11 protein-coding genes are annotated in these 12,344 nt (G+C 73.2%); 4 read left to right on the forward strand and 7 right to left on the reverse strand.

What is annotated here, in order from left to right:
* Window positions 1–9 precede the first annotated feature (9 nt).
* The 3 genes from AB0A74_RS35965 to AB0A74_RS35975 are packed head-to-tail and all read right to left on the reverse strand — an operon-like array spanning window position 10 to window position 2,646.
* Window positions 10–630 (reverse strand): uridine kinase, encoded by a 621-nt coding sequence (locus AB0A74_RS35965; RefSeq protein ID WP_358256694.1) that lies wholly within the window; start codon window positions 628–630, stop codon window positions 10–12.
* Window positions 627–1,226, reverse strand: coding sequence for a DUF402 domain-containing protein (locus AB0A74_RS35970; RefSeq protein ID WP_358256696.1), 600 nt, complete (start codon window positions 1,224–1,226; stop codon window positions 627–629). Before AB0A74_RS35970 ends, AB0A74_RS35965 begins: the two co-directional genes overlap by 4 nt.
* A gap of 10 nt (window positions 1,227–1,236) precedes the next feature.
* Window positions 1,237–2,646, reverse strand: a complete 1,410-nt coding sequence (locus AB0A74_RS35975) for a GAF domain-containing protein (RefSeq protein WP_358256698.1) — start codon at window positions 2,644–2,646, stop codon at window positions 1,237–1,239.
* Window positions 2,647–2,795: 149 nt separating this feature from the next.
* On the opposite strand from AB0A74_RS35975, the gene AB0A74_RS35980 reads away from it, so the two are divergent.
* The gene (locus AB0A74_RS35980; protein ID WP_358256700.1) at window positions 2,796–4,319 is read left to right on the forward strand and encodes an aldehyde dehydrogenase family protein; all 1,524 of its coding nucleotides are present in this window, start codon (window positions 2,796–2,798) and stop codon (window positions 4,317–4,319) included.
* 42 nt (window positions 4,320–4,361) lie between these two features.
* Here the strand turns inward: AB0A74_RS35980 and AB0A74_RS35985 are convergent, their stop codons facing one another.
* Complete coding sequence (locus AB0A74_RS35985) at window positions 4,362–5,912, reverse strand: beta-N-acetylhexosaminidase (RefSeq protein ID WP_358256716.1); 1,551 nt, start codon at window positions 5,910–5,912, stop codon at window positions 4,362–4,364.
* 118 nt (window positions 5,913–6,030) lie between these two features.
* Window positions 6,031–7,512 (reverse strand): CYTH and CHAD domain-containing protein, encoded by a 1,482-nt coding sequence (locus tag AB0A74_RS35990; protein WP_358256702.1) that lies wholly within the window; start codon window positions 7,510–7,512, stop codon window positions 6,031–6,033.
* Window positions 7,513–7,663: 151 nt separating this feature from the next.
* Between AB0A74_RS35990 and AB0A74_RS35995 the strand changes: the two genes are divergently transcribed.
* A complete protein-coding gene (locus AB0A74_RS35995) occupies window positions 7,664–8,461 on the forward strand; it encodes a hypothetical protein (RefSeq protein WP_358256704.1) in 798 nt (265 codons plus the stop codon).
* A 25-nt stretch (window positions 8,462–8,486) separates the two neighbouring features.
* Window positions 8,487–8,924, forward strand: a complete 438-nt coding sequence (locus AB0A74_RS36000; RefSeq protein ID WP_358256706.1) for a hypothetical protein — start codon at window positions 8,487–8,489, stop codon at window positions 8,922–8,924.
* Here the strand turns inward: AB0A74_RS36000 and AB0A74_RS36005 are convergent.
* Together AB0A74_RS36005 and AB0A74_RS36010 are read right to left on the reverse strand one after the other, a co-directional pair.
* On the reverse strand, window positions 8,905–9,567 hold the full coding sequence (locus AB0A74_RS36005; protein WP_358256708.1) for an HNH endonuclease family protein: 663 nt from the start codon (window positions 9,565–9,567) through the stop codon (window positions 8,905–8,907). The two genes, AB0A74_RS36000 and AB0A74_RS36005, sit on opposite strands and share 20 nt — an antisense overlap.
* A gap of 103 nt (window positions 9,568–9,670) precedes the next feature.
* Window positions 9,671–10,618, reverse strand: coding sequence for a methionyl-tRNA formyltransferase (locus AB0A74_RS36010; RefSeq protein ID WP_358256710.1), 948 nt, complete (start codon window positions 10,616–10,618; stop codon window positions 9,671–9,673).
* A 74-nt stretch (window positions 10,619–10,692) separates the two neighbouring features.
* On the opposite strand from AB0A74_RS36010, the gene AB0A74_RS36015 reads away from it, so the two are divergent.
* The gene (locus AB0A74_RS36015) at window positions 10,693–12,234 is read left to right on the forward strand and encodes an amidohydrolase (RefSeq protein ID WP_358256712.1); all 1,542 of its coding nucleotides are present in this window, start codon (window positions 10,693–10,695) and stop codon (window positions 12,232–12,234) included.
* Window positions 12,235–12,344: the final 110 nt, after the last annotated feature.

Raw genomic sequence — 12,344 nt, forward strand, 5'->3', positions numbered from 1 at the left:
CCTCCCCCGTCACCCGGGTTCCACTGTACCCACGAGTGCGGGGCGGGCGGGGTGGTCGTAGCGGACCGTCACGTCCGCCCGGGGTTCGTAGTCCTCGTAGGCGGGCAGGGTCCAGCGTTCTTCCGGCGGGGTCTGGCGGTCGAGGGCGCCCTTGGACAGCCACAGGTGCACGGACAGTTCGGCGGGCAGCCACTTGTCCAGCAGGAGGGTGCCGTCGAGCAGGAGCACGCCGCCGGGCGGGAGGGTGACGTAGTCGGCGCGGCTGGCGCGGTCGCGGTCGGCGTCCCAGAGGGAGGGCAGGACGCGGCCGGTGCCGCCGGGGTCCAGCGGGGCGAGGACCTCGCGGAGCAGGCCGTTGGCGTCGAGCCAGTTCGCGCGGAACGACTCGGGGTCGGTGCGGCCGAACTCCAGGCGGACCGACGCGGGGCGCAGGAAGTCCCCGGCGCAGACCCGCAGGGTCGGCCGGGAGCGGGCCTTGAGCGGGTCCACCAGGGCGTCGGCCAGCGCGCCGGGGTTCGTCGGGGGCGCGCCGTCGACCAGCACCCGGGTCCAGGCGTCCTTGGGGAACGCGTCCACGCGCTCGACCAGTTCGGCGACCAGGGCGTCCGGGGTCAGCGGCTGGATCCTCACGGCAGCGGGTGGTCCCGCCAGCCGTCGGGCAGCACGGGGACCGGCCAGTCCGGGTCGGGGGTCCACGCGGCCCACGCCGGGTCCCACCAGGTGGCGCCGGCGTCGAGCATGGCGGCGACCTCCTTGCCGGTGCGGCGGATCGCGTCGGCCTGCGCCGCGTCGTACTTGCCCTCGGCGACCTGCTCCTCGAACTCGTCGCGGTCGCGCTCCTCCCAGCGGCCGTCGGCGTCGAGCCAGTAGTCCAGGGCGTGGTCGAGGGTGTCGAAGCCGTGCGGGGTGCGGCGGAACGGGTCCTGGAGGTTGAGGTACCAGCCCTGGAACCGGCGCTCGTCGCCGGTCCAGAACAGCTCGACGGAGTAGGCGTCCCCGGGCCGGTGGAGCTGGAGCTTGCCGTGGCCGCGCCAGTGCGTGTTGCCCTTGGCGAGCCAGGGGTGCCGGTAGTGGTGGTCGGGGTAGCCGAACACGGTGCCGGGCACGATGAACACGGCGAGCAGCTCGGGCCCGTCCCGCACCACCCGGGTCGGCATCACCGACCACGGCCTGCCGTGCAGGACCTCCCGGCGCAACACCACGTCCCCCGGCGCGAAGTACCCCATGCCGACCAGGTTAGGTCAGGGCGCGGCGCAACCGGGTGAGGGCCAGTTCGCGCCTCGGGTCCGTCGGCGGGAGGACGCGGGTCAGGCGTTCCAGCACCTCGACGTCGTCGCCGGTGGCGGCGAAGGTCCACAGGGTCTCGGGGTCGCCGTGCGCCAGGACCGCTCGGCGGACCGCCGCCGACAGGTCTTCCCGTTCGTCGCGCACCACCGGCGCGTCGGAGCGGGGCAGGAGGTCGCCGCGGTACGTCGGGACCGCTTTCGCCACGTCGCCGCCGCGCAGGGCCGCGCGCACGGTCAGGAAGTCGGCTTCCAGCGTGGCCGACAGGCGGTACGGCCTGGTGCGCAGGACGTCCGCGAGCTGGGCGCGCAGGCGGTGGAGCTCGGCGCGGACGGTGGTGGGGTTGCCGCGTTCGCCGTAGAGGTGCAGGGCCAGCTGTTCGGCGGTCAGGCCGCGCGGGTGCAGGGCCAGGGCGGTCAGGAGTTCGGCGTGCCGCAGCGACAGCGGCAGGGGCCGGCCGTCCAGGGTTCCGGTCAGGCCGCCCAGGAACCGCAGGGACAGGACCGGGCGGCGGGTGGTGCGCCGCGGAACGCGCAGCAGGTAGCCCTCGTCCAGCGGTTCCAGGTGGGCCTCGCGGCCGTCGGCCAGGCGGACCGGGGCGGTCAGGTCGACGCGGGACCCGAGCAGGCCCTGCGGTTCGGCGGCCAGGACGCGGCCGGTGGGGCTGAGCAGCGCGCCCGGTTCGCCGCGCAGGGCGATGAGGTGGCGCATCCCGGCCGCGCGGACGCGTTCGTCGCGGGCCGCGAGGACGACCTGGAGCTGCGCCTCGACCAGGCGCGCGGCCGTGGACACCAGCGCGCCGGTGGCCGGGTGCAGGCTGGTCACCGGGCCGCTGACGTCCACGACGCCCAGCGTGCGGCCGGTGTCCGGGTCGCGCACCGGGCTCGCCGCGCACGTCCAGCCGTGGTAGGTGCGCACCAGGTGCTCGGCGGAGTGCACGGTCACCGGGCTGCCCACCGCCAGCGCCGTGCCCATCGCGTTGGTGCCGATGGCGTCCTCGCTCCACCGCGAACCCTCGGTGAGCCGGAACCGCTCGGCCAGCCGGCGGACGTCCCGCGCGCCCTCGCACCACAGGATGTGGCCGTCGGCGTCGGTGATGATCATGACGTGCCGCGCCTCGTCCGCGATGGCCACCAGGGTCTCGCGCAGCATCGGCAGCATCGGGGCCAACGGGTGCGCGCCGCGCAGGTCGGCGACCTCGTCGGGCGCCAGCACGACCGGGGGCTCGTGGCGGTCCGGGTCCACCCGCGCCGCGAGCGAGCGCCGCCAGGACTCCACGATCACCGGCCGCGCGCCGCGCGCCGCGGACCCGGTGAGCGCCGCCTCGTGCAGCGCGGCCAGCCGGCGCGGGTCTGGGTGCATCGGGCAACCTCCTGGCCACCCAGGATGACGCGCGGCGGCGCGGCGCGGCAAGCCGTTCGTTGGCCCGATCGGGTGCAACGTGACTGCAACGTTGCGCCGCCTACCTTTCGCCCGTTGATCGACGACGACGACGCGGGAGGCGAGTGGAGATGACCAAGTACGCGGCGCCCGGCACGGCGGGCAGCGTGGTGACCTACCGCGACCGGTACGACCACTTCATCGGCGGCGAGTACGTGCCGCCCGCGAAGGGCGGCTACTTCGAGAACCCCACCCCGGTCACCGGCGAGGTGTTCACGGAGGTCGCGCGCGGCACCGCCGAGGACGTCGACCGGGCGCTGGACGCCGCCCACGGCGCGGCGCGGGCGTGGGGCCGCACGTCGGCCGCCGAACGCGCGAACGTGCTCAACGAGATCGCCGACCGGATCGAGGACCACCTCGAAGCGCTGGCCGTCGCCGAGACCTGGGAGAACGGCAAACCGGTCCGCGAGACGCTGGCCGCGGACCTGCCGCTCGCGGTGGACCACTTCCGCTACTTCGCGGGTGTCGTCCGCGCCCAGGAGGGCGGGATCTCGCAGATCAGCGAGGACCTGGTGGCCTACCACTTCCCCGAGCCGCTGGGCGTGGTCGGCCAGATCATCCCGTGGAACTTCCCGCTGCTCATGGCCACCTGGAAGCTCGCCCCCGCGCTCGCGGCGGGCAACGCCGTCGTGCTCAAGCCGGCCGAGCAGACCCCCGCGTCGATCCACGTGCTCATGGGCCTGATCGCCGACCTCCTGCCGCCGGGCGTGGTCAACGTCGTCAACGGCTTCGGCCTGGAAGCGGGCAAGCCGCTCGCGTCGTCGCGCCGCGTCGCGAAGGTCGCGTTCACCGGCGAGACCTCCACCGGCCGGCTGATCATGCAGTACGCGGGCGAGAACCTGGTCCCGGTGACCCTGGAGCTGGGCGGCAAGAGCCCGAACATCTTCTTCGCCGACGTCGCCGACCGCCGGGACGCGTTCTACGACAAGGCGTTGGAGGGCTTCACCATGTTCGCCCTCAACCAGGGCGAGGTGTGCACGTGCCCGTCGCGGGCGCTGGTGCAGAGCTCGATCTACGACCGGTTCCTGGCCGACGCGACCGAGCGCACCAAGGCGATCAAGCAGGGCCACCCGCTCGACACCGACACCATGATCGGCGCGCAGGCCAGCCGCGAGCAGGTGGAGAAGGTGTTGTCCTACATCGGGATCGGCAAGGCCGAGGGCGCCCGCCTGGTGTGCGGCGGCGAGCGGGCCGACCTGGGCGGCGAGCTGTCCGGCGGCTACTACGTGACGCCGACGATCTTCGAGGGCGACAACAAGATGCGGGTCTTCCAGGAGGAGATCTTCGGCCCGGTGGTGTCGGTGGCCCGGTTCGACGACTTCGACGACGCGGTGAAGACGGCCAACGACACCCCGTACGGCCTGGGCGCGGGCGTGTGGTCGCGGGACGGCGGCGTCGCCTACCGGGCGGGCCGCGAGATCCAGGCGGGCCGGGTGTGGGTGAACAACTACCACTCCTACCCCGCGCACGCGGCGTTCGGCGGGTACAAGCAGTCGGGCATCGGCCGCGAGAACCACCGGGTCATGCTGGACCACTACCAGCAGACGAAGAACCTCCTGGTCAGCTACTCGCCCGACGCGCAGGGCTTCTTCTGACCGGCCGGGGGAGGCGGCGGGTGGGCCGCCTCCCCTCGCGCGCTACTTCTTCCAGGGCACCTGCGGGGACGGGTAGAAGTTGATCCCCAGCACGTGCCAGCGGTCGGCCTGGGCGGCCAGGCGGACCTTGAAGTTCGCCCAGTCGTGCGTGCTCCACGGCGACCAGCCCAGCTCGGCGATGGCGGGCAGCCTCGGGAACGCCATGTACTCCAGGTCCGCCGACTTGGTCAGCGTCTCCGTCCACAGTGGAGCCTCGACGCCCTTCACCGCCGCCGCGGGCAGGTCCTGGATGTAAGCGCCCGGGTTCCAGTCGTACGCGTCCTCGACGTCGGTGTACCCGGCCCACTTCAGCCCCAACGGCGTGTGCTCGTCGTACTTCATGTCGAGGTAGGCCTTGGTCGCCGGGGACATCACGATCTTGTTGCCGCGCTTGGCCGCCTCGACCATGTCCGCGGCCACCGTCTTCGTGCCCCAGAACTGCGGGACGGCCGACGCGGGCGGGGTGGCCTTGACGAACTCGTGCCAGCCCGAGGCCTGCTTGCCGTACTTGGTCACCATCGGCAGGACCTTGTTCATGAACGCGATGAAGTCCGGGTCCGTGGTCGCGTGGGCCTCGTCGCCGCCGATGTGGATGTACTTGCCGGGCGTCAGGGCGGCCACCTCGCGCAGGACGTCGTCCACGAACTCGTAGGTGATGTCCTTGTCGATGCACAGCGAGGAGAAGCCGACCTCGATGCCGGTGTAGAGCGGGGGCGCGACGCCGTCGCAGTTCAGCTCCGCGTACGAGGCCAGCGCGGCGTTGGTGTGGCCCGGCATGTCGATCTCCGGGATCACCTCGATGTGCCGGGCCGCCGCGTACGCGACCAGGTCCTTGTACTGCTCCTGCGTGTAGAAGCCACCGGGGCCGCCGCCGACCTCGGTGCTGCCGCCGTGGGTGGTCAGCCGGGGCCAGCTCTTGATCTCCAGGCGCCAGCCCTGGTCGTCGGCCAGGTGCAGGTGCAGCTTGTTCACCTTGTAGAGGGCGATCTGGTCGATGTACCGCTTGACCTCGTCGACCGAGAAGAAGTGCCGCGCCACGTCCAGCATCGCGCCGCGGTGGGCGTAGCGCGGGTAGTCCAGGACGCTGCCGCCCGGCGCGGTCCACGGTCCGCGCTGCTTGGACCCCGCCTCGGCCTTGGCGGGCAGGAGCTGGCGGAAGGTCTGGACGCCCGCGAACAGGCCGGCGGCGGTCTTCGCGCGGATCACCACGCCGCGGCGGGTCACGTCCAGCTGGTAGCCCTCGTCGCCCACGCGCGGGTCGGCGCCGACCAGCAGCAGGCTGATGCCCTTGCCGGACGCGCCGGGCACGACCGGCAGCCGGTAGCCGGTGGAGGGGCGCAGCACGCCCGCGAGGAACTCGCCGACCTGCTTGGCCGCGCGCGAGCCCGGGTGCGTGTGGATGTGGGTGTCGGGGGTGAGGTGGTAGGTCGTCCCCGGTCTCGGTGTGACGCTGACCGGGGCGGGCACGATGTGCTGCAACGACGTCTCCGGGGGAGCTGCGTGGGCCGGGGCCGCCAGGCCCGCGGAGCCGACCGCGAGCAGCAGTGCGGCCAGGGCGCTTGCTGGTGTTCCGAGTCGGGGCACGAGGAGTCCTCCTGGTCGGCGTGGATCACCCGAGCGGCGGCCCGATCACCGTTACAGCCGGACCAGGAGGTGTCAAGGTCTGGACCAATCACCGGAGCTTGGGGCGACCCAGGTCCGCCCAGACGGCGGGGAAGCGTTCCTCCACCCGCTGCGCCCGCGCGGTCTCCCGGCCGTGCAGCACGCCGAAGGTGAAGCCGTTCTCGCCGTCGAGGTGGGCCTGCGCGCCCAGTTCCCGCAGCACCGGGCGGGCGACGACGCTGTCCTGGTGGTCGCCGAGCAGCGTCTGGAGGCCCTTGAGCCGCTTGCGGTACTTCTTGGCGGGCTTGCCGAACACCGGCTCGACGGTCTCCACCGCGTAGCGCAACCGCTTGGCGGCCTTGCGGGCCTCGTGCAGGGACGCGTCGTCGTGCACGTTGTCCGCGGCCTTCTTCAAGCGGCGGTAGGTCTTGTCCACGAACCGCGGCAGCACCTTCCTCGCCTTGCCGGCGGCCAGGGGCGTCAACGGCGGGTCGGCGACCAGGGCGTCCACCGCGTCGAGCAGGTCGAAGTAGCGGCGGCTGTCCAGGGCGGTCACGACGCTCTGGTGCGCCTGCTCCTCGCGGGGCGCGAAGTACCGGGTGAGCTGCGCCGGGACGCCGCCGAGCACCAGTTCGCCGGGCAGTTCGGCGACGTGCGCCTCGAACGCGGCCCGCAGGACCTCGGCGTCGCGGGCCTCGCCGAGCACCCCGGCGATCCACTTGAGCTCGCCGGTCAGGGCGCGGGTCTCGTCGCGTTCCACGACCTCGCCGAACGCCTGGAGCGCGCTGCGCAGCCGGCGGGTGGCCACGCGCATCTGGTGCACCGCGTCCTCCTCGCGGCGGCGGACCTTCGGGTCGTACGCCTTGAGCGCGTCCACCTGCTCGCGCAGGTAGGCCAGGACGACGGTGCCGGCGGTGCCGTCGTCCTGGAGCGGCGGCGTCGGCGCGATGCGGCCGGCCAGGAGCTTGGTGAGCTTCGCGGAGGAGGTGGAGCGGAGGATGCCCACGTCGTTGAGGCGCCGCTCGACCCGGTCGAGCAGGGCGGTGTCGCCGCGCTCGCCCAGCTCGACCTCGATCTCGCGCCACGAGTCGACGTTCGAGTCGTCCACGACGTCCTGCGCCGACACCAGGTCCTCGACCACCTCGGCGAGCAGCGCGCCCCGGTCGTCGACCAGCTGCCAGCGGCGGCGGTCGGTGCGGATGCGGGCGACCGGCGACAAGGCGTCGCCGCGCGCGTGGACCTGGACCAGCGACCCGAGTTCCCGGGGCGGGTGCTTGGCCGCGCGCCCCGGCGGCAGCCGCACCTCCTCGCGGGTGTCGCCGTCCACCGGGAGCTTGAGGTGCCAGCCGGCGTCGTCGCCCCCGGTGCGGCGGCGCAGCGTGAGGCCGGCGCGGGCCAGGCGGAGGTCGGCGGTGTCGTAGTAGACGGCCTCCAGCTCCTGCCGCTCGGGGCCGGCCACCGCGGCGACACCGGGCAGGTCGGCCAGCTCGGGGAGGTCCGCGCCGGTCGGCGCCTCGAACTTGCGTTCGGTCTCACGCACTGAGGTCGACATGTCCTAGACATACACCGTTGGGGACGGCTTTACGCCGATGTTGCTGTGCGTAGCCGGCCATTGGCCCTGACGGGCGGATGTTGCCGTTTATCCGGGCGGTTTTTCGGCTGCGGGCCTGGTGGGACGTGGTCCGTGGGGTTGGCTGGACCGCGTGGCGCCCACCGAGAAAGAGCGACTCGACCAGGTCGAGCCGACCGTCGCCGACCTGATCACGACGACCCAGGTGCTGACCGCCGAGCTGGGCCGGGTCAGCGCGCGGCTGCTCGTGCTGGAGCGCCGCCTGTCCGGCGCGGGCTCCGGCCCGGACTGCGACCTCGACGCCGTGGACGGCGAGGTGGCCGACATCGTGGCCGCGCTGCGGGCGGCGTGGGACGCGGAGCAGGAGGTCCTGGCCGACTCGGTGCGCGTCGAGCTGCGCCAGGAGGTCGCCGAGTACGAGGCGCTGAAGGAGCGCCGGGACGCCGGCGGGGCGCGCCTGGCGGCGGGCCGGATGCCCCGGTTCGAGCGCGACGCGCTGGAGCACGAGGTGCACCAGCTCGACTGGCAGATCGGGGCCCGCGAGCCCGGCGCGCTGGACGCGGCGTCGCGGCTGGAGGCGGACGGCGCGGCGGCCGAGGAGCCGTGGCGGCGGGAGGCGGTCGTCGCCGGCGAGAAGGCGCGCGAGGAGATCTGGGACGCGGCGGCGCGGCGGCTGGAACGGGCGCTGGCGCAGGACCTGCGGCTGCCGGTGTGGTTCCGGGTGGGCGTCGGGGAGATCACCAGCCCGGACCCGTCACCCTGGGTGCGCGCGGCCACGGGCCTGATCGCCTACCGGCTGGAGTACGGGGTGCGCACCGCCGTGGACCCGCTGGGCGACCCGCCGTCGGCCGCTTCCGGGTCGGCGGCCTGGGTGCGGCGGACCGAGGCCTACACGGACCTGGCGGACCAGCTGCAATCCCTGCGCCCGTAGACCTCCCGCGCGGTAGCGTGCCGGGGTGCTGTTGGCGGCGGACGACTGCGACATCGTGACCGACTACCGCATGTTCGGCCTGGTGGACGGCTCGTCGCGCGCCCTGCCCGCGCCGCCCGGGAAAGCCGGGCTGAGCGTGGGCGAGACGGCCGTGTTCCTGGGGACCGAGGACGACGTCGTCCGCGCGCGGCTGCGGGTCGAGTTCTGGGCCGGGCCCGCGCCCTTCGACGGCCGCGACTGGCCGCGGGTGGAGGACGTGACGCTGTCCCTGCCGAGCGGGCGGCTGGTCATCGACCAGAACACGGCGGGCGCGACGACCCTGGCGGTGCCGGGCGGTCCGGGGCGCTACCGCGTCCGGCTGGCGTGGCGGGAACTGCCGTGGGACGCGGTCGGCGAGGGCGAGCCGGAAGCGCTGGGGCTGGCCCAGCTGTGGCCGGTCGCGGCTACTTCGGGCACTGGCTGATCATCGTGGCCAGGGCGTCGCGTTCGGCCTGGTCGACGGTGAGCTTGTAGGTCGTCTTCACCGAGATCCAGTTCAGCGCGTACGTGCACCAGTAGCCCCGCACGGGCGGCTTCCACTTGGCCGGGTCCTGGTCGCCCTTCGCGCGGTTGCTGGTGGCCGAGACCGCGATCAGCTGGATGCCGCCCAGGTCGTTGGCGAACTTCTGGCGCTGCTCGTCGGTCCACTTGTCGGCGCCCGAGCGCCACGCCTCCGCCAGCGCCACGGTGTGGTCGATGTCGAGCTTGCTCGCGTCGGTGATGGTCTCGCCGTCGTACACGCTCACCCAACTGCCCGACGTGGCCCGGCACTCGCCGTCGCTGCGGACGTCGGAACCCTGGCGCTGCAACACGATCTCGCGGGTGTCGCACGAGTTGCCCTGGCTGCTCCAGTGCGGGAAGCGGTCGCGGCTGTAGCCGGCCATCCTGCCCTCCGGCGCGACGGTCAGCGCCGCGAGCTGGGCCGCCGGGTCCTGGCCGGGTTCGGCGGGCGCGGGGGTGGTCGGCGGGGCGGTCTGGTCCTGGTAGCGGGTCAGGTAGTACCCGATGACGATCAACAGGATGAACACGACCACGCTGACCCACGTCGTCGACCGCTTCCGGCTCATGGCCCCATGATCAGCGATCACGGTCACGACGAGATCACCGGGGGCGAAAAGAGACGGCGGGCCAACGGTTTCGGGGTGCCCGGCGGGCGGGCACCCCGGTCCGTCACGGTCGGCTGGTGAGGTAGCCGCCCATGTGCGTGAAGTACTCCGCGGCGGCCAGTTCGCGGCCGTCCTCGGTGCGGACCTTCTTGACCAGCAACGCGTGGTTGCGGCCCCTGCGGGCTTCCGCGCCCGCGACGATCGCCACGCCGTCGCCCTCGCGGTAGAAGATCCGGCCGGGCGTGCCGCCGTAGCGGGCCTGCGAGACCTCCGCCTCGACGATCTCCAGCCGCTTGCCCTTGTGGTAGCAGAACGCGCTCGGGTACGGGGCGCACTGCGCGCGGACCAGGCGGTCGAGCTCCTCGGCCTCCCACGTCCAGTCGATGCGCAGGTCCTCCTCCGCGCGCTTGTGGAAGAAGCTGGCCTTGGAGCGGTCCTGCTTGGTGAAGTCGGTGCGGCCCTTGGCGATCTCGGCCAGGCCGTCGACGGTGATGGGGCCGAACAGTTCGAGCGTCTTGTGGAACAGGTCGGCGGTGGTGTCGCGCGGGCCGACCGGGACGGCGCGTTGCAGGACGATGTCGCCCGCGTCCAGGGTCTCGTCCATCATGTGCGCGGTGACGCCGACCTCCTTCTCGTCGTTGATCAGGGCCCAGATCAGCGGCGAGAAGCCCGCGTAGGCGGGCAGCAGCGAGTCGTGCACGTTCAGCGTGCCGTGCTTGGGCAGGGTGAAGACGTGCGGCGGGATCCACGTGCGCCAGTTGGTGGCCACGATGACGTCCGGCGCGACCTCCTTGAGCTTCTGGAACAGCTCGTCGTCGTCCGGCCGGTCGCGGATGACGACCTCGACGCCGTGCTCGGTGGCCAGGTCGGCGACGGAGTCGCTCCAGATGCGCTCGTAGGCGTGGTCGCTCTTGGGGTGCGTGACGACCAGCGCCACCTCGTGCTCGGAGTCCAGCAGGGCTTGCAGGGTGCGATGGCCCCAGGTCTGGTAGCCGAACATGACGACCCGCATGGAGCTCCTCCTCGGTTTAGGCTGGCCTAAGTTATCCAACCCTAACCTAAGTAGGTGTTCGCTAGCCTGCACGGGTGATCCTGGACCTGAAGCTCACCGGCGGCCGGTTCGCCACCCTCGACCCGGAGCGCCCGTCCGCGTCCTCGGTGGGCGTGTGGGGCGGCCGGATCGTGGCGCTGGACACCGACCTGCCGGCCCGCCGGGTGGTGGACCTGGGTGGCGCGACCGTCCTGCCCGGGTTCATCGACGCGCACAACCACCTGGCGTGGGCCGGTCGGGCGTCGCGCGTGCCGGACGTCTCCGGCTGCCGGACCGTGGCCGCGGTGCTGGAGGTGCTGCGGGCCGCGCCGCGCGGCACGTGGCTGGAGGCGGCGGGCTACGACCACCGCGTGCTGGACCGCCCGTTGACCGCGCGCGACCTCGACACCGTGGGGCCGCGCGTGTACGTGCAGGACGTGTCCGGGCACGCGTGCGTGGTGAGCAGTGACGTGCTCGGGATGCTGGGCGTGTTCGGTTCGACCGACGGGTCGCTCGCCGAGTCGGCGCAGACGGCGGTGCGGCAGTTGATCCTGCCGTACTCCGTGGCCGACATCGCGGCCGACGTGGCGTTGGGCGCTCGGCAGTGCCTGCGGGAGGGGGTCGTGTTCGCGGCGGAGGCCGGGGTCGGGGCGGGGCTGATCGGGAGCAGCCCGGTGGAGATCGCGGCGTACCAGCGGGAGGCGTTGCCGATCCGGGTGCAGCTGATGGTGTCCGCGGGGGAGTTGCGGGAGGTGGCGGCGCACGAGGCGGACGGCATCCGGCGCGCGCTGCCGCTGGGGATCCGCACGGGCCTCGGGTCGGAGTGGCTGTCGATCGGGGCGCTGAAGCTGTGGACCGACGGCGGCATGATCGCCCGGACCGCCGCGCTGACCTCGCCGTACACGGTCGGCGGGACGGGCCAGTGGCAGGACGACCCGGTGTCGATGCGGGCGGCGCTGCTGGACGGGCACGCGGCCGGGTGGCAGTTGGCGGTGCACGCGATCGGGGACCGGGCGGTCGACTTCGCGCTCGACGTGGTGGCGGAGGCGCAGCGCCTGGCGCCGCGGCCGGGGGCTCGGCACCGGATCGAGCACTGCGGGTTGGTGCGGCCGGACCAGTTGGACCGGATCGCCGAGCTGGGCCTGATCCCCGTGGTGCAGCCGAGCTTCCTGTGGGCGTACGGGGACGACTACTCGGAGATCATGGGGCCGGAGCGGGCGCCGTGGCTGTACCGGGGGCGGTCGTTCCTGGAGCGGGGGATCGTGGTGGCCGGGTCGTCGGACCGGCCGGTGGCGGACGGGAGTCCGTTGCGGGGCATCAGGTTCATGGTGGAGCGGCGGTCGCGCACCGGGTTGGCGGTGGGGCCGGACGAGGCCGTGTCGGTGGCGGAGGCGCTCGCGGCTTACACGTCCGGGGCCGCCCACGCGTGCGGGGTGGAGGACGTGCTGGGGTCGATCTCGGTGGGGAAGTTGGCGGACTTCGTGGTGCTCGACGCCGATCCCCGGGAGGTGGCGGTGGAGCGGATCACGGACATCGCCGTGCTGGCGACCGTGGTGGGCGGCGAGTTCCGGCACGACCCGGCCGGGTTCGCGGACTGAGCGGCCCGACCGCGGCGCGGCGGGCTACCCCGGGTGAGCGGGGTGGCCCGCCGAGCCGGCGGTGGGTGGTCAGGCGCTCATGCGCCAGTGCACGACGTAGCCGGCGGCTT

This window comes from Saccharothrix sp. NPDC042600 (assembly GCF_040647305.1).
GTDB lineage: Bacteria > Actinomycetota > Actinomycetes > Mycobacteriales > Pseudonocardiaceae > Actinosynnema > Actinosynnema mutabilis.

Coding starts and splice junctions, on each gene's coding strand:
- AB0A74_RS36010 (WP_358256710.1), bottom strand. CDS start 10,618: ATGCGGGTCGTCATGTTCGGCTACCAGACCTGGGGCCATCGCACCCTG.
- AB0A74_RS35970 (WP_358256696.1), bottom strand. CDS start 1,226: ATGGGGTACTTCGCGCCGGGGGACGTGGTGTTGCGCCGGGAGGTCCTG.
- AB0A74_RS35980 (WP_358256700.1), top strand. CDS start 2,796: ATGACCAAGTACGCGGCGCCCGGCACGGCGGGCAGCGTGGTGACCTAC.
- AB0A74_RS35975 (WP_358256698.1), bottom strand. CDS start 2,646: ATGCACCCAGACCCGCGCCGGCTGGCCGCGCTGCACGAGGCGGCGCTC.
- AB0A74_RS36005 (WP_358256708.1), bottom strand. CDS start 9,567: ATGAGCCGGAAGCGGTCGACGACGTGGGTCAGCGTGGTCGTGTTCATC.
- AB0A74_RS35990 (WP_358256702.1), bottom strand. CDS start 7,512: ATGTCGACCTCAGTGCGTGAGACCGAACGCAAGTTCGAGGCGCCGACC.